Annotated in this window: 24 protein-coding genes; 8 read left to right on the top strand and 16 right to left on the bottom strand. The window is 63.4% G+C overall.

Annotation, left to right across the window (positions count from 1 at the left end):
- Positions 1-44: 44 nt before the first annotated feature.
- Positions 45-581, top strand: a complete 537-nt coding sequence (locus FGK64_RS06495) for a CHAP domain-containing protein (RefSeq protein WP_425456602.1) — start codon at positions 45-47, stop codon at positions 579-581.
- Here FGK64_RS06495 and FGK64_RS06500 read toward each other — a convergent pair.
- Positions 578-934, bottom strand: a complete 357-nt coding sequence (locus tag FGK64_RS06500) for an antibiotic biosynthesis monooxygenase family protein (RefSeq protein ID WP_138862940.1) — start codon at positions 932-934, stop codon at positions 578-580. The two genes, FGK64_RS06495 and FGK64_RS06500, sit on opposite strands and share 4 nt — an antisense overlap.
- A complete protein-coding gene (locus FGK64_RS06505; RefSeq protein WP_138862941.1) occupies positions 931-1,254 on the bottom strand; it encodes an NIPSNAP family protein in 324 nt (107 codons plus the stop codon). The genes FGK64_RS06500 and FGK64_RS06505 overlap by 4 nt, the downstream gene beginning before the upstream one ends.
- Before the next feature lie 71 nt (positions 1,255-1,325).
- Here FGK64_RS06505 and FGK64_RS06510 point away from each other — a divergent pair, with 71 nt between their 5' ends.
- The gene (locus FGK64_RS06510) at positions 1,326-2,021 is read left to right on the top strand and encodes an ArsR/SmtB family transcription factor (protein WP_138862942.1); all 696 of its coding nucleotides are present in this window, start codon (positions 1,326-1,328) and stop codon (positions 2,019-2,021) included.
- Positions 2,022-2,146: 125 nt separating this feature from the next.
- Entirely contained in the window at positions 2,147-3,052 is a 906-nt protein-coding gene (locus FGK64_RS06515; RefSeq protein WP_138862943.1) for a LysR family transcriptional regulator, read from the top strand.
- Between the two features lie 224 nt (positions 3,053-3,276).
- Here the strand turns inward: FGK64_RS06515 and FGK64_RS06520 are convergent, their stop codons facing one another.
- From FGK64_RS06520 to FGK64_RS06535, 4 genes are read right to left on the bottom strand one after another with little or no spacing between them, the layout of a single operon-like run.
- Positions 3,277-4,209: an OmpA family protein gene (locus FGK64_RS06520; protein WP_138862944.1), complete on the bottom strand. Its 933-nt coding sequence runs from the start codon at positions 4,207-4,209 to the stop codon at positions 3,277-3,279.
- Position 4,210: 1 nt separating this feature from the next.
- The gene (locus FGK64_RS06525) at positions 4,211-4,783 is read right to left on the bottom strand and encodes a peroxidase-related enzyme (protein WP_171053990.1); all 573 of its coding nucleotides are present in this window, start codon (positions 4,781-4,783) and stop codon (positions 4,211-4,213) included.
- Positions 4,780-5,508: a GNAT family N-acetyltransferase gene (locus FGK64_RS06530; RefSeq protein ID WP_138862945.1), complete on the bottom strand. Its 729-nt coding sequence runs from the start codon at positions 5,506-5,508 to the stop codon at positions 4,780-4,782. Before FGK64_RS06530 ends, FGK64_RS06525 begins: the two co-directional genes overlap by 4 nt.
- A complete protein-coding gene (locus tag FGK64_RS06535; RefSeq protein WP_138862946.1) occupies positions 5,505-6,233 on the bottom strand; it encodes a competence/damage-inducible protein A in 729 nt (242 codons plus the stop codon). Before FGK64_RS06535 ends, FGK64_RS06530 begins: the two co-directional genes overlap by 4 nt.
- Before the next feature lie 48 nt (positions 6,234-6,281).
- On the opposite strand from FGK64_RS06535, the gene sfsA reads away from it, so the two are divergent.
- Together sfsA and map are read left to right on the top strand one after the other, a co-directional pair.
- Complete coding sequence (gene sfsA, locus FGK64_RS06540) at positions 6,282-6,986, top strand: DNA/RNA nuclease SfsA (protein WP_138862947.1); 705 nt, start codon at positions 6,282-6,284, stop codon at positions 6,984-6,986.
- A gap of 62 nt (positions 6,987-7,048) precedes the next feature.
- Positions 7,049-7,858: a type I methionyl aminopeptidase gene (map, locus tag FGK64_RS06545; protein WP_138862948.1), complete on the top strand. Its 810-nt coding sequence runs from the start codon at positions 7,049-7,051 to the stop codon at positions 7,856-7,858.
- A gap of 85 nt (positions 7,859-7,943) precedes the next feature.
- Here map and rsmD read toward each other — a convergent pair whose 3' ends face one another.
- Both rsmD and FGK64_RS06555 read right to left on the bottom strand, forming a co-directional pair.
- Positions 7,944-8,495, bottom strand: a complete 552-nt coding sequence (rsmD, locus tag FGK64_RS06550; protein WP_138862949.1) for a 16S rRNA (guanine(966)-N(2))-methyltransferase RsmD — start codon at positions 8,493-8,495, stop codon at positions 7,944-7,946.
- Entirely contained in the window at positions 8,492-9,703 is a 1,212-nt protein-coding gene (locus FGK64_RS06555; RefSeq protein WP_138862950.1) for an NAD(P)/FAD-dependent oxidoreductase, read from the bottom strand. The genes rsmD and FGK64_RS06555 overlap by 4 nt, the downstream gene beginning before the upstream one ends.
- Before the next feature lie 93 nt (positions 9,704-9,796).
- Here FGK64_RS06555 and FGK64_RS06560 point away from each other — a divergent pair, with 93 nt between their 5' ends.
- Positions 9,797-10,285 (top strand): peroxiredoxin, encoded by a 489-nt coding sequence (locus tag FGK64_RS06560; RefSeq protein ID WP_138862951.1) that lies wholly within the window; start codon positions 9,797-9,799, stop codon positions 10,283-10,285.
- 42 nt (positions 10,286-10,327) lie between these two features.
- On the opposite strand, the gene FGK64_RS06565 is transcribed toward FGK64_RS06560, so the two are convergent.
- The 7 genes from FGK64_RS06565 to FGK64_RS06595 form a co-directional block, all read right to left on the bottom strand.
- The gene (locus FGK64_RS06565; protein ID WP_138862952.1) at positions 10,328-11,209 is read right to left on the bottom strand and encodes a mechanosensitive ion channel family protein; all 882 of its coding nucleotides are present in this window, start codon (positions 11,207-11,209) and stop codon (positions 10,328-10,330) included.
- A complete protein-coding gene (locus FGK64_RS06570; RefSeq protein WP_138862953.1) occupies positions 11,209-11,508 on the bottom strand; it encodes a 4a-hydroxytetrahydrobiopterin dehydratase in 300 nt (99 codons plus the stop codon). The genes FGK64_RS06565 and FGK64_RS06570 overlap by 1 nt, the downstream gene beginning before the upstream one ends.
- Positions 11,508-12,695, bottom strand: a complete 1,188-nt coding sequence (locus tag FGK64_RS06575; RefSeq protein ID WP_138862954.1) for a GNAT family N-acetyltransferase — start codon at positions 12,693-12,695, stop codon at positions 11,508-11,510. Before FGK64_RS06575 ends, FGK64_RS06570 begins: the two co-directional genes overlap by 1 nt.
- A 47-nt stretch (positions 12,696-12,742) precedes the next feature.
- Positions 12,743-13,528 (bottom strand): glycerophosphodiester phosphodiesterase family protein, encoded by a 786-nt coding sequence (locus FGK64_RS06580; RefSeq protein WP_138862955.1) that lies wholly within the window; start codon positions 13,526-13,528, stop codon positions 12,743-12,745.
- Positions 13,525-13,983, bottom strand: coding sequence for a RidA family protein (locus FGK64_RS06585; RefSeq protein WP_138862956.1), 459 nt, complete (start codon positions 13,981-13,983; stop codon positions 13,525-13,527). The genes FGK64_RS06580 and FGK64_RS06585 overlap by 4 nt, the downstream gene beginning before the upstream one ends.
- Before the next feature lie 77 nt (positions 13,984-14,060).
- The gene (locus FGK64_RS06590; RefSeq protein ID WP_138862957.1) at positions 14,061-15,365 is read right to left on the bottom strand and encodes an HlyD family type I secretion periplasmic adaptor subunit; all 1,305 of its coding nucleotides are present in this window, start codon (positions 15,363-15,365) and stop codon (positions 14,061-14,063) included.
- Entirely contained in the window at positions 15,362-17,086 is a 1,725-nt protein-coding gene (locus FGK64_RS06595) for a type I secretion system permease/ATPase (RefSeq protein WP_138862958.1), read from the bottom strand. The genes FGK64_RS06590 and FGK64_RS06595 overlap by 4 nt, the downstream gene beginning before the upstream one ends.
- Before the next feature lie 196 nt (positions 17,087-17,282).
- Between FGK64_RS06595 and FGK64_RS06600 the strand changes: the two genes are divergently transcribed.
- Entirely contained in the window at positions 17,283-18,068 is a 786-nt protein-coding gene (locus tag FGK64_RS06600; protein ID WP_138862959.1) for an MlaA family lipoprotein, read from the top strand.
- A complete protein-coding gene (locus FGK64_RS06605; RefSeq protein WP_246057685.1) occupies positions 18,052-18,657 on the top strand; it encodes an MlaC/ttg2D family ABC transporter substrate-binding protein in 606 nt (201 codons plus the stop codon). Before FGK64_RS06600 ends, FGK64_RS06605 begins: the two co-directional genes overlap by 17 nt.
- A 68-nt stretch (positions 18,658-18,725) precedes the next feature.
- On the opposite strand, the gene FGK64_RS06610 is transcribed toward FGK64_RS06605, so the two are convergent.
- Positions 18,726-20,963 carry a transglycosylase domain-containing protein gene (locus FGK64_RS06610; RefSeq protein WP_138862960.1) on the bottom strand — a complete coding sequence of 746 codons (2,238 nt, stop codon included), beginning with the start codon at positions 20,961-20,963 and terminating at the stop codon, positions 18,726-18,728.
- Positions 20,964-21,039 lie beyond the last annotated feature (76 nt).

Below are 21,039 nucleotides of genomic sequence, written 5' to 3' on the forward strand. Positions count from 1 at the left end.
TGTCGGGGATGGCGGGCACAGGGACAACGACTTCGGGACGGGACATGCGCGTTACCAACGCCAGCACGCCTTTGCGCGCGCTTATGATCGTATTTGCACTTCTACTAACCACTGCAGCCTGCACCACGAAGGAGCAGACCTCAGGACTGGACCCAGACCGCCAGGCGATGGCGTTCCAGGCGGCACAGAAACTGCGTGCCGCTGGCCAGCGTGTCTGGTGCGTGCCCTATGCGCGCAACGTCAGCGGGATCGACATTCGCGGCAATGCCCGCACATGGTGGGCGCAGGCACAGGACAAGTTCAGCCGCGGGAACAAGCCGCAGGTTGGCGCGGTGATGGCGTTCTCGGGCACCAGCAAGCTGCCCCTTGGGCATGTCGCCGTCGTCTCCGGCGTGATCGACAGCCGAAACATCGTGGTCGACCATGCCAACTGGCACCGCAACAAGATTTCGCAGAACATGGCCGTGATCGACGTATCGGACAAGAACGACTGGTCCGCCGTGCGCGTCGAAAGCTATGAAGGCAACTTTGGGCGGGTCTATCCGGTCGACGGTTTCATCTACCCCGACTACGAAGGCTAATTGCCCAAGCCGCCATGGGCCGCCCGACTGTCTTCGGGCGCCTCGGCGCGATCGGTCAGGCCATAATCGCGCAGAACATGGGCCACCCGCAGGCGGTAATCGGCAAACACGCCACCCCGACCCCGCGCTTGGGCCGAGCGGTGCGCCGTCAGCGCGCGCCACTCCTGCACCGCGGCTTCGTCCCGGAAAAATGACAAAGACAACAGCTTGCCCGGCGTGGTCAGGCTCTGGAACCGCTCGACCGAGATGAACCCGTCGATCTGATCGACCAGCGGTTTCATCGCGGCGGCAATGTCGAGATATTCGGCCTGCTTGCCTTCGGCCGGGGTGACTTCGAAAATGATGGCGATCATGGCTGCTCCCCTTCTGGTGTCGATACCAGCTTCAGCCATGTCCGATCCTCGCGCAAAAGGAATTTCTCGCGCTGCGCAAAGTCATAGTTCCGCCGCCCCAGCGGATCGTCGGCCAGGCGGGCGCGGTAGGCTTCGTAACCGGCAAGGCTTTTGACGTGGTAAATGCCATAGGCCAGCGTGGATGATCCTTCGTGCGGGGCGAAATACCCGACCAGATCGGCACCGCAGCGCGGGATGGCCGTGCCCCAGTTGCGGGCGTATTCGGAAAATTGCGCGCGTTTCGTCGGATCGATGTGATAGCGGATGATGCAAGTCAGCATGTGAGTTCCTTTCCTGTGCCGGGCCTCGATAGCGGCTTTTGAAACCGCGATGCTTCGATTACCGTCGAAGCATGAAACACGGCCCCGACATCGTGACCCTTGCCGCGCTGATCGGCGACCCGGCGCGCGCCAACATCCTGACGGCGCTGATGGCGGGCCATGCGCTGACCGCGTCGGAACTGGCGGCCGAGGCCGGGGTCACTCCGCAGACCGTCAGCGCGCACCTGAACCGGCTCGAAGACGGCGCGCTGATCCGGCGGCGAAAACAGGGGCGGCACGCCTATGTCGAACTGGCCGGGCCAGAGGTGGCGCAGGCCCTGGAGGGCCTGATGGGGCTGGCCGCCAGCACCGGCCAACTGCGCAGCCGCCCCGGCCCACGCGACGCGGCGCTGCGGCAGGCGCGTGTGTGTTACGATCACCTCGCCGGCGATCTTGGCGTTCAGATGTTTGCCGCCATGCGTCGCCAAGGCGCGCTGTCGCTGGGGCGCGAGGGGCTGACACTGACCCATACCGGCGTGGCGCTGATGGGCGATTTGGGGATCGACCTGGCCACCCTACCCCGCAGCCGCGCCCCGCTTTGCCGCGAATGTCTTGACTGGTCAGCGCGTCAATCCCATCTGGCAGGCCGGATCGGACGCGCCATGCTGGCGAGATTCGAAACATTGGGCTGGATGGTGCGCCAGCCCGGCAGCCGAGCCCTGCGGGTGCCCCAAAACGGTCTAATCGCGTTCAACCACTTGTTCCCACAGGAAGAAACCCGGCTTTAACCCGTTTCCAGCGCTTCAACGATGGCGCGAATACCCTGTTATTATCCCATCCGCGCCCCGATCTTGCCCAGATTGGCCCGGATAACGACCCTCGAGAACCGAAAAGACTGACCCGAGGGATGAGCATGGACCGTCTGACCGAAATGGAAGCGTTCGCGAACGTTGTGGACCAAGGCGGCTTTACCGACGCGGCCAAGAAAATGGGCATTTCCAAATCCGCCGTATCGAAACACGTCTCCAGCCTCGAAGCGCGGCTGGGCGCCCGCCTGCTGAACCGCACCACGCGCCGCGTCAGCCCGACCGAAATCGGCCTCGCCTATTACGACCGCGCCCGCCGCGTCCTGAACGATGCCGGCGAAGCGGACGCGCTGGTCACCTCGATGCAATCGGCGCCGTCGGGCCTGCTGCGCATCTCGGTCGCAACCGACTTCGGCGTGAACCACCTCTCGCCGGTGCTGTCCGAATTCCTGGCCGATTTCCCGGAAATCACCGTGAACATGGTGCTGAACAACCGCTACGTCGAGTTGATCTCGGAAGGATTCGACATGGCCGTCCGCATCGGCGAGCTGGAAGACAGCACCCTGCGCGCCCGCAAGCTGACCGAAACCACCAAGGCGATGATCGCCAGCCCCGCCTATTTCGAAAAATACGGACGTCCGCAGAAAATCGACGATCTGAACGAACACAAGCTGCTGCATTATTCGAATCAGTCGTCCGGGAATGTCTGGAAACTCACCGCTCCCTCGGGTGAGAAACGGCAAGTCCGGACGGCTGGCTGGCTCTCGGTGAACGACGGTCAATCGCTGCTGAATGCCGCGATCTCGGGCCTTGGCATCGCCTACCTGCCCAGCTTCCTGTTCTCGGAGGCAATGGAAAAAGGGCTCGTGGAATACGCCATGCCCAGCCTTCCGGTCGAAACCCAGGGCATCTATGCAGTCTACCCGCCGGGCCGTTTCACCCAGCCCAAGGTCCGCGCCTTCATCGACTTCCTGGTGAACGCCTTTGCCGAAAAAGGCCCTTCGGACTGGTAACAGATTTCTCGTTGCTTCCCTTGGCAACCAACCTCCCCCGCGTCTCGGCGCGGGGGCCTTTTGTTGTGGAGACAGGCGAAATTGCGCTACCGCGCAATGCCTCCGGCGGGGATATTTGACCCCCAAAGAGGCTGGTGGCACTTTTCCGCATCACTGTTCCGAAAATACTCCGGGGGAGTCCCGCTGGGACGGGGGCAGAGCCCCCTACCACGTTCGGGTGTCCACTACCTCGAAAGCAGGACCACCTCGACCCGCCGGTTCAACTCGCGCCCTTCGGCAGTCAGGTTTGACGCCACCGGCGCCAAGTATCCCATACCTTCAGCCTGAAGCCGATCCGCAGACACTTCATGGCGGTCAATCAGGCGTGCGCGTACCGATTGCGCGCGGCGCCGCGACAGCGAGATGTTCTGCTCCAGGGCGCCGACCGCATCGGTGTGCCCCACAAGCACCATGGTCGCATTGGGGTTTTCCTGAGCAAACTCCGCCAACGCGTCGAGTGAGGCATACTCGCCCGGCGCAAGCGCGTCGGAGCCCGTGGCAAACGTCAGCCTGTCCAGCGCGACATGGCCCTGTGCGATCAGCCTGTCTGCAAAACTGGCATCGGCACTTGACCCGACCGGCGTCTGCACGTCTGGCGCAGTGCTTGGTGCCATTCCCAGCGGCAAAGCGCCATCCGGACTGACAAGGATGATCTGAACATATGCCGCGTTGCGTGTGCGGCTGACAAGGATGCCCGTGGCTTCGCTGTCTCCATGCGTGGCCGAGAGAAAGCGATAGTTCCGCACATCCACATGCATGTCGGGCGCAGGCACAACCTCGGTCGCGAAACGGAAATCAAAGCCACCACAGTCGACGTCGTTGCATTCGAAGACGACCTCGTAGCCCGCCGCCAGCACCTGCTTTCGCAGCGCCGCAAGGATTTGCAACGTGGTCAGCCCGGTGCCCGAAATCCGCCAGGTCTGACGGTCAACCCTGCCTTCCATGCGGCGCACGGGAAGGCCGGTCTCGGCGAAAGGGCCGGTTGGCAGGGCGTAGCTGTCGAGCGGGCTGGCCCTGTCCGAGATTTGCTCGGCCCCTTTCGGAAGTGCCAGATCCAGCGCCAGCACCGGCGGGGCGGCGACCATACAGGCCGCCACCAAAGCCGCCGCATGGCGCATCCTAGCGCGCCTGCGCGTGGTATTCATCGTTCGGATACATGCCTGTCGCGCTGGCCACGCGGTTGGACATGTTGAAAAAGCCGGTGACATTGGCGATGTCCCAGATATCGCGGTCGCTGAACCCGACTTCACGCAGGGCCTGCCTGTCATCCTCGGTGATCGTCGCACTGGCCACCGTGGCCTTTTCGGCAAAGGTCAGCATCGCGGTCTGGCGCGCGTCCAGCGCCGCGACACGCCAGTTCATGACCAGCATTTCGCCCAGCGTCGGATCCCCCGACAGCTGGCGCACCGCCGCGCCATGGGCAACGAGGCAATAAAAGCACTTGTTCACCGACGACACCACGACGGCGATCATCTCGCGCTCAAGTTTGCTGAGGCCGCTGTCGGCCAGCATCAGATCGTTGTACATTGCGGTGAAGGCGTTGAGCTTGGCGATATCGAAAGCATTGGCCTTCAGCACATTCGGCACCATGCCCAGCTTTTCCATGCAGATATCGAAATATTTCTGCGTCTCGGCCGGCAGCGGATCGACCATCGGCAGGTTCAGGGCGGTGGGCGGACGGGTATCGGTCAATTGGGCTCCTCCTTGGGCATGATGCGGTAATGGTAGTGGCCCACGGCCTGCATACCAAGGTTGCGATAGAGCGCATTGGCCGGGCCATTCGCCTCGGTGCACATGACCGACATCCAGCGCGCGCCGGATTTGCGCGCCCAGAAGGCCGCCGCGCGCATGAACCATCCGCCCATGCCATTGCGCCGCTGGTGTGCCAGCACTTCGAGCGCGTGCACCATGGCGACTTCGCCGTGGCACGCGGCAAAGCCAACGCCAGCGGGCTTTTCGTTCCAGCGCCCCAGCATCCCGGTACGGGGCCCCCTGACGCGATCCATCACCGCGATCCGCGCAGGGCCGATTCCGGCCTCGGCCCAGATTTCACGCATCAGCGCCAGCGGCTCCCAGATGTGCAGCACGGTAACGCGCGGAATCGGGATATCGCACAGGTCATCGACCGGGCAGGCGAAAATGGTCACCGGGTCCATCACCTCGTACCCGCGATCTGCAAGTGCTGTGTCCAGATCGTCCTGACCGGGGCGCACCTGAAAAATGCAGGGCTGGCCCATGTCACGCATCGCGGCTTCGGCACGCTCCAGATCGGCCTCTGCCCACCCCGGGGCCGCAGTGGTGGCCGATACGCGGCTGCCCCCGCCCTGCCCGCGGCGCAGGGTCAGCGGGCCAAGCTGCGTATACTCTGCCGCAGGCCATGTCCCGTCGAGTGCGGCAAACCAATCGGGCTGCGTCATTCCGGCTCGCCCATCAGCGCCGCCAATTCGGCCAATGCCGACCGCACCCGCGCACCATCCGCGCCGCGAAACACGATGTTTGACCCGTGGCGCCCATCGAGCAGAAACGGGTAGGATCCGATCGACACATCCGGGTAGCGCGCGGCCAGTTCGCCCAGCGCCTCAGCGATATCTCCTTCGCCCCGATCCACCCGCAGGCTTTCCGAAACCAAAGGTGCGCCGCCGGTGATCGTGGGCAGAACGCTAGCCACCATCGCCTCGAACACCGAGGGCACACCGGCCATCACATGCACGTTGCCGATAGTGAAGCCCGGCGCAATGGACACGGGATTTTCGATCAGCGCGGCGCTGTCGGGAATGCGCGCCATGCGCAGGCGGGCAGCGTTCAGCTCGCGCCCGGTGCGGGCGTAATGTTCGGCCAGCAGCGCCCGGGCATCTTCGCGCACGTCGATACGGTCGCCGAACGCCTCGGCAATGGCGTCAGCGGTGATGTCATCGTGGGTCGGGCCGATCCCGCCCGAGGTAAAGACATGATCGTAATGCGACGACAGCGCGCGCACCGCCTCGACGATGCGCGGGTGATCATCGGCCACCATGCGCGCCTCTTTCAGATCGACGCCGTGGGCCGACAGTTGGACCGCGAGGTGGTTCATATTGGATTCGCGGGTGCGGCCCGACAGGATTTCATCGCCGATCACCAGCATCGCGGCGGTTGGATTTGGCATCTGGCGGCTCCCTTGCGTGTATCTTTCTGTGGGTATAGGCCGCGCGCCATGCGCTTTCAAACCCCTCTTGTGCCCGCCCGGCTGATCCGTCGCTACAAACGCTTTCTGGCGGATTGCAGACTGGACGATGGGCAAGAGGTCGTGGCCCATTGCGCCAACCCCGGCTCAATGATGGGGCTGTCCGAACCAGGCACGCGGATCTGGCTGGAGCCGAACGACGACCCGAAGAAGAAGCTGAAATTCGGCTGGCGGCTGGTGGAACACGAAAACGGGCATTTCACCGGGGTCGACACGTCGGTGCCGAACCGAGCGTTGCGCGCGGCGCTAAAGGCGCGGCAGATACCCGAACTGGCCGCCTATGGTACCCAGCGGGCAGAGGTGAAATACGGCGAAAACAGCCGTATCGACTTCCTGTTGAGCGAGCCGGGCCTGCCCGATCTGTATCTCGAGGTGAAATCGGTAACCCTGTCGCGCCAACCGGGGCTGGCCGAATTCCCCGACAGCGTGACCGCGCGCGGGGCGAAACACATGGCCGAGCTGGCAGCGATGGCGCGGGCGGGGCACCGGGCGATGCTGTTCTATCTGGTCCAGCGCACGGATTGCACGCGCTTCGATCTGGCCCGCGATATCGACCCGGGGTATGCCGCAGCCTGCGCTGCGGCCCGACGCGAAAATGTTGAAATCCTGTGCTACGCAACCCGTATCGACCCAAGCGGCGTGCAGTTGGGCACGGCCCTGCCGAATGTGACGTGACGCCCTCTGGCACTTTCGCGCCCGTTTGATTACATAATGGGCCAGCATCGAAGGAGCGATACTTGAACAACGAACTTCGTGGCCGGCTCACTCGGGACGGCATCCGCATCTACGATCCGGTGGATTTTGCCGGAATGCATACCGCCGGCGCCCTAGCTGCGCGGATACTGGATGATATTGCCGAACACGTGTTTCCCGGTCAGACCACGGAAGAAATCGACCGCAAGATCACCGAGATGGTGGAGGCCGCTGGCGCGACCTCGGCCACGATCGGGTACAAGGGCTATCAGCACGCCAGCTGCATTTCAGTGAACCATGTGGTGTGCCACGGGATTCCCGGCCCAAAAACTCTGAAAGATGGTGACATCCTGAACATCGACGTGACGGTGATCGTGGATGGCTGGTTTGGCGATACCAGCCGGATGTATGTGGCCGGCAAGCTGCCGCGCAAGGCCGAGCGGCTGATCGAGGTGACCCACGAGGCGCTGATGCGCGGTATCGAGATGGTGAAGCCCGGCAACACCTTCGGCGACATCGGCCACGCGATCCAGAGTTTTGTCGAAGCCAACCGGATGAGCGTGGTGCGCGATTTCTGCGGCCACGGGCTGGGTCGCGTGTTCCATGCGCCGCCCAACGTTCTGCACTATGGCCGTCCCGGCACCGGCGCGGTTCTGGAGGAGGGCATGTTCTTTACCATCGAGCCGATGGTGAACCTGGGCCGCCCGGAAACCAAGACGCTGGCCGATGACTGGACAGCGGTAACCCGCGACAAATCACTCTCGGCGCAGTTCGAGCATTCCGTGGGCGTGACCGCCGACGGGGTCGAAATTTTCACACTGTCGCCTGCGGGGCGGTTCCACCCCACCTATTGAGCGGCGTGTGTGGTTGGGGAGGACGGGGGCTCTGCCCCCCTCCGCTGCGCGGAGTCCCCCGGGATATTTGGCCCCAAAGAAGGATTTAGCGCGCTGTGATGAGCGTGAGCGTCGTGTCGCCGAAGCGGCGGGTATCGACAAGGTCGAAGCCGTCGGGGGCGGTTTGCGGGGCGTTTTCCTCCCAGACGATCAGTGCCTCGGGGGCGATCCACTTCGCCGTTAGGGCGGCGGTCAGCGCGCGGGCGCCAAGGCCCTTGCCGTAGGGGGGATCGAGAAAGACCAGATCAGCGGGCTGAGCGGTGTTTGCGCCCAGCTTGGTGGCATCCATGCGAAGAAGGTGGGTTGAGTCTGCGACGCCAAGCAGTTTGGCGTTGCGCTGGATCAGGCTGGCGCCGGTGCGGCCGTTTTCGACGAAGGTGACGTGATCGGCCCCGCGCGACAGGGCTTCGAGCCCCAAAGCGCCGGTTCCGGCAAAAAGGTCAAGCACCCGGGCGCCATCCACCACCCCGCGGGCGGCGAGGATCGAGAACAGGCTTTCGCGCACCCGGTCGGGCGTGGGGCGCAGATGCGCGCCAGCGTCGCCCTTGCCCAGCGGGGTCAGCGCGCGTCCGCGAAACCGGCCAGCGATGATCCTCACGGTTTCAGCAGGGTCTTGAGCTCGGTTTCGGGGTTGGCGATGGCCTCCGGATCCGGGGATTTTCCGGCCTCGATCAGGCGCTTGCCAACCATATAGGCGCGCGGGTCGTTCATTGCGTCCACCGCCAGCAGCGTCTCGCCCGCGTAGTACCAGAACGACACGGTGGTGCCGTCGCCCGGGCGGGTCACGATATGGTCATAGCCGGTGTTCAGACCAGCGATCTGCAATTTCACGTCGTATTGATCAGACCAGAACCAAGGTTTCGCCTGATAGGCAATCTGTTCGCCCATCATGTTGCGGGCCACCACCTCGGCCTGATCGATGGCGTTCGGCACGCTTTCCAGACGAATCCGGCCATCGCGATACGGGAACGAGGCGCAATCGCCCGCCGCCCAGATGTGCGGATCGGAGGTGCGACCGTAGGCGTCGACGCGGATACCATTTTCCAGCGTCACACCGGCCAGTTCGGCCAAGGTGGTCGAGGGCGCGATGCCGACGCCTGCGATCACGAAATCGACCTCGATCTCGCTGCCATCAGCGAGCACCGCCCCGGTGACCCGGTCGCCATCGCCGACCAGCCGGTCGAGCCCCACGCCTTCGCGAATCGTCACGCCGTGCTTCATATGCAGGGCGCGGAAATAGTCGCTGGTTTCCGGCGCGGCCACGCGTTGCAGGATGCGGTCGGCCATTTCGACCAGCGTCACCTGTACGCCGCGCTTGGCCGCCACCGCCGCCGCCTCGAGCCCGATATAGCCGCCGCCCACGATCAGCGCGCGGGCGCCTTCCGTCACGCGCGGCGCCAGCGCGTCAATGTCGGCAAGGGTGCGCACCACGAAGACGCCTTCGAGGTCGCCGCCGATGGCGCAGGGCAGACGACGCGGTTCGGACCCGGTGGTCAGCGCCAGCTGGTCATAGGACAGCACTTCGTCTCCGATGTGCAGCGTCTTGCCGTGGCGGTCGATCGCGGTGACCGAGGCGCCCATACGCAGATCGATGTCATTATCGGCGTAGAAGCTTTCGGGTCGCAGGAACAGGCGCTCGGCCTCCATGTCGCCCAGCAGATAAGCCTTGGACAAGGGCGGGCGCTGATAAGGGGGCACCGGTTCGGCCCCGATCAGCGTCACGCGGCCGTCGAATCCGCTGTTGCGCAGCTTTGCCACAAGGGATGATCCGGCTTGTCCTGCTCCGACGACGACGATGTGACTCATGACTTCTAGACCTCTGGTAGATGCAGGACATATTGTGGCGCGACCCTATATGCGTCACAACGCAAAAGGCAATTCACCAACAGGGGGACCATGATGACAATATCCAAAGGCGATACGCTTCCCGAGGCCACGCTGGTACAACTCGGCGAAAAAGGCCCCGAGCCGGTCGCTCTGGCCGACAAGACAAAAGGCCGAAAGGTCGTGATTTTCGCGGTGCCGGGAGCCTTTACCCCGACCTGCCATTCGGCCCACGTGCCCAGCTTCATCCGCACCAAGGATCAGTTTGACGCAAAAGGCGTGGACGAGATCATCTGCGTTTCGGTCAACGACCCCTTCGTGATGAAGGCCTGGGGTGAGGCAACCGGGGCAAATGCCGCCGGGATCACCATGCTCGCCGATGCGGGCAGCGAATTCACCAAGGCGATCGGTATGGACTTCGACGCACCGCCCGCCGGGCTGATGGCGCGTTCGAAACGATATGCGATGCTGGTGGAAGACGGCGTTGTCAGCGTTCTGAACGAAGAAACCGCGCCGGGCGCCTGCGAAGTGTCGGCGGGCGAAGGGCTGCTCGACTCGATGTAAAACGCGGCTCCGGCGCGGGGGCTTGCCCGCGCCGGGTGCGTTTCAGGCAGCTTGCTCAGCCTGATCGGTTTGTTCTGGCTGCTCCAGCGTACCGACGATCGTGCGCGTCGGGAACGGGATATCGACGCCCGCTTTATCAAGCGCCTCTTTCACCGCGCGTTTCATATCGGCCTGATACTGGAAATACTCGGCACTGTCGCACCACGCCCGCACGAGGAAATCTACCGAGCTGTCGCCAAGGTTGTTCACCTGGATGAACAGCGCCGGGTCGTCATGGGTGCGCGCGTCAGAAGTGATCGCGTCGCGGATCACCTGCTCGGCCTGTTTCAGGTTCACACCATAGCCCACGCCAAAGGTCCATTCCGCGCGCCGCGTCGGATAAACCGAATAGTTGGTGATCGTGTTGCCCCAGACCTCGGAATTCGGAACGATGATCTGCACATTCCCGAGGCTGGCAAGTTCGGTGTAGTTCAGCGTGATCGATTTGACGGTGCCCATTTCGCCGTTCACCTCGACGAAATCGCCGGTCTTGATGGGACGAAAGAAAATCAGCATCACGCCGGCCGCCACGTTCGACAGCGTGCCCTGCAACGCCAGCCCGACAGCCAGACCGGCGGCGCCGATCATCGCGACGATGCTGGTGGTGCGCACGCCAAAGGTGTTCAGCACGAACAGCGCGGTAAACGCCAGTATGGTATATCGCAGGACCGAGCCGAGGAAATCGAACAGTGTCACATCCAGATGTGCGTGCCGTTCGCCAATGGCCTGCACTCGTCTGTGGACCCAGCTTGCCAGCATCCAGCCCACCAGAAGAATGGCGATGGCCGCCAGTACCGATCCGGCCAGCGACGCCAGAAATTCCAGCGTCAGCAGATCGCCCAGAGTGTTCCCAACGTAGATTTCCGTGTTCAGCAAATCCTGCATTACGTCTCCATCAAACTGTCCATCTTGCGGGCCAGTTTTGCGTCCAGCGCACTTAGCCCGTCGACGTCATGGGTTATCAGTTCCACATGTACCGTCTTGTATACATTGCGCCACTCGGGGTGATGGTTCCATTTTTCCGCCCAAAAAGCGACCTTGGTCATCCATGCGAAGGCGGCGATGAAGTCATCGAACACGAAGGTCTTGGCAATCGCGTCGCGGTCGTCGGTCAGGGACCAGCCCGCCTCGAACAGCGGTGTCAGCAGCGGCCCCCGCGTTTCATCCGACAGTTTCTCGGTCATTATTCCTGCTCCTCGACATTTGCTTTTCTAAACGGGCCGTATTCGGTCAGTATCTCGATTTCTTCCGCCACGGCCTCGCGCTCGGCTTCCAGATAGCGCGCGACCGCATCCGAGAAACCCGGATCGGCGATCCAGTGCAGGCTGTGCGTTTCGCTGGGCAGGTATCCGCGCGCCAGCTTGTGTTCGCCCTGCGCCCCGGCCTCGACCCGGGACAGCCCGCGCGCAAGGGCGATGTCGATGGCCTGATAGTAACACAGTTCGAAATGCAGGCAGGGATGGTGTTCGGTGCAGCCCCAATACCGGCCAAACAGTGCCGCGCGCCCGATGAAATTCAGCGCCCCGGCGACCCAGCGACCATCGCGTTCGGCCAGCACAAGCGCAATATCGTCGCGCAACGTCTCTTGCGCGATGTCGAAGAACTGCCGCGTCAGATAGGGCGATCCCCATTTGCGCGCGCCCGTGTCCTGATAGAACCGCCAGAAGGCATCCCAATGCTCGGGCTGTATGTCATCGCCTTGAAAGGTGTGAATGGTACCGCCAAAGCCCTGCGCCTGCGCGCGCTCCTTTCGGATATTCTTGCGCTTGCGCGACGACAGGCTGGAAAGGAAGCCGTCGAAATCGCCATAGCCGTCATCGTGCCAGTGAAACTGTTGCGTGACGCGGTGCATCAGCCCCATCTGGGCGCCCGCCTCGGCCTCGGCTTGGGTGCAGAAGGTCGCGTGCAGCGACGAGATATTGTTGTTTGCCGCCAGTTGCACCGCGCCCTGCACCAGCGCGGGCAGCGCGATGCCCTCGTGACCGGGGCGCAGCAGGAACCGCCGCCCGGTGGCCGGGGTAAAGGGCACCGCAATCTGGAGCTTTGGATAATACCGGCCCCCTGCCCGTTCATAGGCGTGGGCCCAGTTGTGGTCGAAGATGTATTCGCCCTGGCTGTGCGATTTCACGTACATTGGCGCGACGCCGATCACCTGCCCGCCGCTGCGCGCGCTGATGTACTGTGGCTGCCAGCCCGTGCCCGGGCCGACCGATCCGCTGTCTTCCAGCGCCGACAGAAACCGATAGGTGGTAAACGGATCGTTAGGCGCGCCACCATCCGCCGCCTCGGGGCAGGCGCAGGCATCCCAATCGTCGGCGCCAATGCCCGCTATGGCGGGGTGAACGGTGATCTCAATCTCTGCCTGATCCATGCTGTCCCCGCCGTGGTTCCCCTAATGTGTGGCCGGCCGGCGCAGCGTCAACCCGTTGAGGTCAAAGGAATTGCTGCGGCGTAGCCCTCGAAGGTGATGTTGTGGGCCACGGCGCGCGCTGCCTCTTCCGCCTGCTGTGACCGGATCGTCCAGCACAGCACCGGAACCCCAGCGGCGCGCAGTTCTGCCACGCGCGGGCGCGCCAGGTCGCGGGCCTGATGGCTGATGAAACTGGCGCCAACCCGGTCAAAATCCGGGATCTCGCGCAGGTGGTCGCACAGCTCGGGGCGCAGCGGCCAATCGTCATGGGCATAATCCGACGTGGTCAGCCCACGCGGGATTCCGTCCAACAGCCGGGCCATTTCCGCCATGCCGTTTGGGTTGAAGGACATCACCGCAACCGGCCCGTCATAGTTTACCAAAGCCGTCGCGGTCGCCTGTTCCAGCGGGCCGACATCGGGGCCCATGGCGCCGTCCTGATCCTTCAACTCGATCAGAAGCGGCACGCGCCCGGCCACTTTTGACAGAACCTGCGCCAACGTCGGGATGGTTTCGCCGTCGCCATGCAGCAGCGCGATGTCGCCCAGTTGCGCGGCGGTATGTTCGCGCACCGTACCGGGCGCGCCCGTCAGCCGTTCAAGTTCGTAGTCGTGAAACACCACGGCCTGACCGTCCTTGGTCAGCTGCAAGTCGATCTCGATCCCATAGCCTGCGGCGACGGCCGCACCGATGGCCGAGAGGCTGTTTTCAGGGCGTCCCCGAGTCACGTCATGCAGGGCGCGATGGGCAATTGGCGCGGTCAGAAAGGCGCGCGGCAGATCGGGGCGGCTCATCGGATTTCAAAGATGCCTTCGATTTCGACGGCCACACCCAGCGGCAGCGCGGCGGCGGACACGGCTGAACGGGCATGGCGGCCCTTGTCGCCCAAAAGCTCGACCAGAAGGTCCGAGGCGCCGTTGATTACCTTAGGCTGGTCGGTGAAATCGCCTGTGGAATTGACGAACCCGGTCAGCTTGACCACCCGTTCCAGACGCCCAAGATCGCCATCGCATGCGGCCCGCACCTGCGCCAGCAGCGACAGCGCACAGCGCTGCGCGGCGGCGGCGCCTTGTTCAACAGTCAGCGACTCGCCCAGCTTGCCGCGAATGGGCCCCGACGCATCGGACGAGATCTGGCCCGACACGTACAATGTGGTGCCCACCCGCACGAAAGGCACGTAGTTCGCGGCGGGTGCCGGGGCATCCGGCAGGGCAAGGCCAAGGTCGGTCAGTTTCTGGTCGATGGTCATGAGGCGCGCTCCGGCAGGCTGGATTTGCCGGGACGCTAGACCATTTCGCAGGCCGGTTGAAAGGCTTTTCCCGCCGATCAGCTTTCGCGGAACGCCTTGGTAAAGTAGTCGGCCAGCGGCTTCACCAGATAGGCCAGCGGCGTGTGATCATCGGTGCGGATATAGGTTTCGACCGGCATCCCCGGGATCAGCACGGTGCCTGCGGGCAGGCGCTCGGCCTCGCCGTCGTTCAGCACGATTTCCGCCCGGTAGAAGGAAAACTGCCCGTTCGCGTCCTCGAAGGCGTCAGCGGAAATCTTGGTGACATGGCCGAAAACCTCGGGCGTTTCGCGTTGATCCAGCGCCGAGAATCGCAGCGACACGTTCTGCCCCAGCGTGATCTTGTCGATGTCCGTAGGTTCAACCCGGGCGGCGATCACCAGCGGGCGATCCTGCGGCACAAGGTAAAGCACCGGCTCTGCGGGGCGAATAACCGAGCGTGGTGTAAACACTTGAAGTCCGTAGACGATTCCCGACACCGGCGCGGTGATATCCAGCCTGTCCAGCCGGTCGCGCAGGCTGCGCCGCTGTTCGGCAAGTTCCAGCTCGCGATATTGCAGATCGCGCAGGCGGGTGATCGCCTCTTCCCGCTGGCGCGAGCCAAGTTTCAGGACCTCGATATCAATCTCTGTGATTCGACCTTCTGCCTGGGCCTCGGATGCGGTGAGTTCACCCAAAGTCCCGTCAAGGTTGGCCGAGGTGCGTTGCAGATTCAGCACCGTGCCCGCCTGCGCCAGGCCACGATCCAGCAGCGATTGCTGATTGCTCAACTCGACCTGGATCAGATCAAGCTGCCGGGTCAGTGAGGATTGCTGTGCCTTGATCCCGACAATCTGGTCGCGAATCTGATTGCGCCGCTTTTCAAGCTGCTGAATTTCATTCGAGACAGATTCCTGCCGGGCCTGGAAAAGGCGACGCTGACCTTCGATCAGTTCCTCGACTTCGGGGCGGCCCTGCGACGCCTCGATCAGCGCCGGGTCGAATTCGATGGTGTCAGCGTTATCGCGTTCGGCCTCGAGTCGCCCTCGCCGAGACATCAGTTCGAACAACTGCCCTTCGGTGATCAGAAGTTCAGACCGCAACTGGCTGGAATCAAGCCGAATCAGCGGTTCGCCTACGGCAACCTCGTCGCCTTCATCCACCAGAATTTCATCGACGACGCCACCGTCGGGATGCTGGACCACCTGGCGGTTGCGGTCCACCTCGATCCGGCCGGTCGCGATGACGGCTCCGGCGATCTGCGTCAGCACCGCCCAGGTGCCGAAACCGCCCACCAGCACAAGCAAACCGATCAGCCCGATGATGACCTGCCGGCGCGCCGACCATGCCTTATCGTCGCTCATCGCACGCCCCCCATGGCCGCGGTTTTCTGAATATCTTCGTGGTTTGCAACCATTTCGCGCAGCACCTTGTCCTTCGGGCCAAAGGCTGCGCGCGTACCTTGATCCAGCACCAGCAGCGTATCGCATTCCTGAATCGCCGCCGGACGATGCGCCATGATCAAACAAGACCGCCCTTCGGCTTTCAGCGCGCGAATCGCGTGGTTCAGCGCCTGCGAGCCTTCATTGTCGAGGTTCGAGTTCGGCTCGTCCAGGATCACGATTACCGGGTCATCATACAGCGCGCGCGCAAGTGCGATCCGCTGCATCTGGCCTCCCGACAGGCGCCCGCCCCCCGTGGTGACGCGCGTGTCATACCCATCGGGCAAGTGCACGATCATGTCGTGCGCGGCCGCCTTCTTGGCCGCGGCGACCACCTTGTCGGCATCAGGCTGAGAACTGAGCCGCGCGATATTTTCCGCGATGGTGCCATCAAACAGTTGCACCCGCTGCGGCAGGTAGCCGATATGCGTACCCAGAACGTCGGGCGCGTATTGATCCAGCCCCGCGCCATCCAGCCGCACGATTCCCCCGGCCGGGCGCCAGACACCGGTCAGCGCCCGCGCCAGCGTGGATTTTCCCGCGCCCGATGGGCCGATCACGCCAACCGCCTGCCCCGGTTCGACCTTGAAGCTGACCGTGCGCAGCGACGCACGCGAATCGCCGGGCGGCACGATGGTCAGCGATTGCACGTCCAGCTTGGCCTTGGGTTTCGGCAAGGCCGTGCGCGGCTGTTCTTCTGGCGTCTTTTCAAGCAGATCGGCCAGCGAATTCCAGCCTTTGGCGGCCCGCTGCACAAGCGCCCACTGGCCAATCGCCAGTTCGATCGGCGCCAGCGCGCGCCCCATCAGGATGGACCCTGCGATCATTCCGCCCGGTGTCATTTCCCCAAGCAGCACCAGATAGGCGCCAAGCCCCAGCATCGCCGACTGCAGAAACAGGCGCAGCGTTTTCGTCAGCGACGAAAACGAGCCGCCCACGTCATTGGCAACAACCGTTTCAATCAGCGAGGTATCACGCGCCACTTTCCAGCGCCGGAAGGCGGCACCGCGCATCCCCATGCTCTGGATCATTTCCGATTCGCCGCGAATCTGTTCCGAAATCAGGCCCGCGCGATGGGTGGCCATATTGGCCTGGTTCAAGGGCCGCTTGGAAAACACCTGGTTCAGCACCGTGATCAGCACCAGAACCGCCCCGCCGCCCAGCGCCAGCATGCCAAGCCACGGGTGGAACAGCATGATCCCGGCCAAGAAGACAGGTGTGAACGGAATATCGAACACCGCCATCAACACGGGCGAGGCAATCAGCCGCTGTACCGATTCCAGATCGGCCAGCCCGGTCTGCGCGGCCGGGTCGGGCGCGACGGACGACCGGCGAATCATCGCATCGAACACCCGCCTGTCCAGCGCGGCCTGAAACCGCGCCCCGACGCGCGCCATGATCCGCCCGCGCGTGTAATCCAGAACGCCCATCACGCCATACAGGAACACCACCAGCAGCGACAGCGCGACCAGCGTGGCCACCGACCGGCTGCCCAGCACCCGGTCATACACCTGCAGCATATACAGCGGGCCGGTCAGCATCAGCAGGTTGGCGAACACGCTGAACAGGCCGACAATCCAATAAAGCGACCGGCTTTGACGGCGGACGCTGCGCAATTCTTCCCGACCTGAGTTCGGTCTCACCTGTTCACCTGCCTGACTGTCCGGATCGCCCCCGCGTCGCGCAAAATCGTGCGTGAATGCGCCAAACGTCGCCCCGGTCTGTTTCTTAACTGCCACAAATTGTTTAAGGGACTATCCAACATCTGTGAACTGCTTCGCAATGGCTTACATGGTACCGGTGCCCGCGACCGGCCCCACCGATTGGACACTTGAAAGAATGACCTCAGTGATACAACCCCTGCGCGCAACTTTCGCCATTCTCCTGCTTGGGCTTGCTGCCGCTTGCACCCAGCCCGACCGCCCCCAGGGTCCCGGTGACGTATTTGACCCCTATGAAGGCATGAACCGGGGCATTCACTCCTTCAACGTGGGCGTGGACAAGGTGTTCTTCCGCCCCGCGTCCAAGGGATATGTCTCGATCGTGCCAGCCCCGATGGTCACCAGCTTCAGCTATTTCGCAGATAACATCTCGGAACCCTCAAACATGGTGAACGCGATTCTGCAGGGCGACGGCCGCCGCGCAGGCACGGCGCTGGCGCGGTTCCTCATGAACTCGACCATCGGCTTTGGTGGTCTGGCCGATCCGGCCACCGAATTCGGCATTCCGGCCGACCACACCGACTTCGGCGAAACCCTGCACGTCTGGGGCGCCCGCGAAGGCGCCTATATCGAACTGCCGTTCTTTGGGCCGTCGAACGAACGCGATGCGGCCGGCACGCTCGTAGACTTCTTTACCAACCCGATTTCCTATTGGAACAACAACCCGGCCGACAACATCGGCGTCTACGCCGAGATCGTACAGCAGATGGGCAACCGCGGCCGCTATTCCGATACGGTCGATTCGATCCTCTATGAAAGCGAGGACAGCTATGCCCAATCACGGGTGATTTACCTGCAAAATCGTCGCTTCGAACTGGCCGGACAGGGGCAAGAGACCTATTCTGATCCCTATGACGATTTTCCAGCCGACCCATACGAGGACCCATATGCACTTTCCGAGTAAGCCGATGCTGCGCCGCACCTTCACCCTTTCCGCCCTTGCCGGGCTGGCGACCGCCGTGGTCCCCGCCCCCGTATTTGCCCTGTCCGAAGCACGGGCGCGCGGGCTGGTCGACAAGGTTGTCGGCGATATCAACGCCGTGATCGCCTCGGGCAAATCCGAGGCGGCGATGATTCGCGACTTTGAAAACATCTTCACCCGGTACGCCGATGTACCGATCATGGCCCGCTATGCGCTTGGCGCCGACGCCCGCAGCGCCAGCAAGGCCCAGCTGAATGCCTTCACCAAAGCGTTTCAGGGGTATATCGCCAACAAATACGGTCGCCGCTTCCGCGAATTCATCGGCGGCAGGGTCGAAGTAACCTCAGCCCGCCAGATCAAGAACGGCTATGAAATCCGCTCCACCGCCAAGCTGCAGGGGCAGGCGCCGTTTGACGTGACATTCCTTGTATCGGATCGGTCGGGGCGCGATCTGTTCTACAACATGTTCATCGAGGGCGTGAACCTGCTGCTCACCGAACGGACGGAAATCGGCGCGATGCTGGACCGCCGCAAAGGCAATATCGACCAGCTGATCGCCGATATCAGCTGATCCTCGCTTCTTTTCGGTGAAAATACTCAAATCGGACCGGGCCTTGGCCCGGTCCTTTTCGTTTGCCACTAGCGGTTCGCCTGCGGCACGGGCGCCGTTCCTGCCTGGCCACCACCAAAGATGTCGCGCAACACGCTGTCGATCACACCGCCCACACCCTGACCGTCCCCGCGTGCCGCCACCTCGGGATCGCGCGGCTGGGCGGCGCCCTGCGGCGGCAAGGACGGCAGCGGGCGCGGCGTCAGCCCCTCGTGCACCCGCACCATGGTTTCATGCCAGATCTCGGCGGGCAGGCCGGACCCTGTGACCCCGGTCAGAGGGGTGTTGTCGTCATAGCCCATCCAGACGCCCGCGACATAATCTGCAGTAAAGCCCACGAACCACGCATCGCGATAACTGGACGTGGTGCCGGTCTTGCCTGCGGCCTCCCATCCCGGGATCGCTGCCCGCGTGCCGGTGCCTTCGTCGATCACCTTCTGCATCATCCAGATCAGCTGCTGTGCCGCTTCGGTGCGGATTACCCGCTCTCCGATACCACCTTCAGCACCCATAAGCGGCGCTTCATCGCCCAGCAGCTTCAGCTCGACCAGACCATAGGGCTGTACCGAGGACCCGCCGTTCAGGATGCCCGCATAGGCGCCCGTCATCTCGATCAGCGTCGATTCCGACGCCCCCAGCGCCAGCGATGGCCCGGCGGCCAGATCGCTTTTGATGCCGAACTGTTCCGCAACCACGCGCACCAATTCGCGCCCCACGTTCTCCGACACTTTCACCGCAGGCACGTTCAGCGACCGCTTCAGCGCATCCGCCAGCGTCACCACGCCATAATGCTTGTGGGTATAGTTCTCCGGGCACCACTGGCCCGAGCCGGGCACATTCATGCAGAACGGTTCATCCAGCACTGTATCCAGCGGTGAGTACCCCTGTTCCAGCGCGGTGGCATAGACGAAGGGCTTGAACGAAGACCCGGTCTGCCGCAGCGCCTGCGTTGCCCGGTTGAACGCACCCGACACCTTGGTGTTGCGCCCGCCCACCATCGCGCGCACCGCCCCGTCGGATGACATCACAACAATGGCCGCCTGTGCCTTGGACCCTTCCTTCACCTTTTCCGAGAAGATGAAGTTCATCGCGTCTTCCGCCGCCGTCTGCAGGCGCCGGTCCAGCGTGGTGCGGATGATGACATCCTCGGTGGTCTTGCGGGTAAAGAACTCGGGCCCGCTCGACATTACCCAATCGGCGAAATAGCCGCCCGCCTTGGCTTCGGCCGCCTCGGACAACTCGGCCGGGTTTGTCTGCGCATCCTGCGCCTGAGCCGTCGTCAGATAGCCCTGCTCCTCCATCAACCGCACGATGGTGGCGGCCCGGCTTTGCGACAGTTCAAGATCATTCGTGGGCGCATAGCGCGTTGGCGCCTTCAGCAGCCCGGCCAGCATCGCGGCCTCGGCAGGGCTGACATTGGCAGCGGATTTGCCGAAATAGCGCTGGCTGGCGGCCTCGAACCCGCGTGCCCCGGCACCAAGGAAGGCCCGGTTCATGTAAATCGTCAGGATTTCGTCCTTCGAATACTTGGCCTCCATCGCAAGGGCGTAAATCGCTTCTTTCCCCTTGCGCCACAGCGATCCCTGACGGCAATCGGCCTCATACTCGGTTTCGTTCTTCCACTGCTTGGGGTCGTATTCCACGCCAAGGCACAGCAGTTTGGCCGTCTGCTGCGTAATGGTCGACCCGCCGTTGCCCGACAGCGGCCCGCGTCCGGCCTGCAGGTTGATCCGCACGGCGCTGGCGATCCCGCGCGGGCTGACGCCAAAGTGGCTATAGAATCGCTTATCCTCTGTCGCGATGATCGCGTTCTTCAGATTGGGCGACACGGATTCGGCCGTGACCACCCCACCGAACTGGTCTCCACGCCACGCAAAGACTTTGCCCTGATGGTCCAACAAGGTGACAGACCCGCGCGCGCGTCCATCCAGCAGCGCCGTCACCTCGGGCAAACCGGCGTAAACGTAGAACACCGCCAGGCCGACCAGCAGCGCCACCACCAGCGCCACGCGCGAGGTCACGCGCCAGACCAGCCGCAGGATAAACCCCCAGACCGCGCGGAAAAATCCGCCAATCCCGCCCCCGCCGGCCGAACGACGCGCCTTGCGCGGCGCGGCCTTCTTGCGCGGCGCAGGCTTCGCGGTGCCCGGTTTGGGGCCCACGTTGGGTTTGGGTTTTGCGTGCGCCGTTTGCGGCCGCGCGGGTTTCGCGCCCGCATAGCGGCGGTCTGCCACCAACGGCGGCGTGCGTTTCTTCTTGTCTGCCATGAACAGCCCTGCCCGGCCTTTTGATTGCCGCCACCTTATCCCGGCGATCAGGGATTGTGGATACCCGCGACGCGTT

Source organism: Arenibacterium halophilum, from assembly GCF_005938225.1.
GTDB classification, from domain to species: Bacteria; Pseudomonadota; Alphaproteobacteria; order Rhodobacterales; family Rhodobacteraceae; genus Arenibacterium; species Arenibacterium halophilum.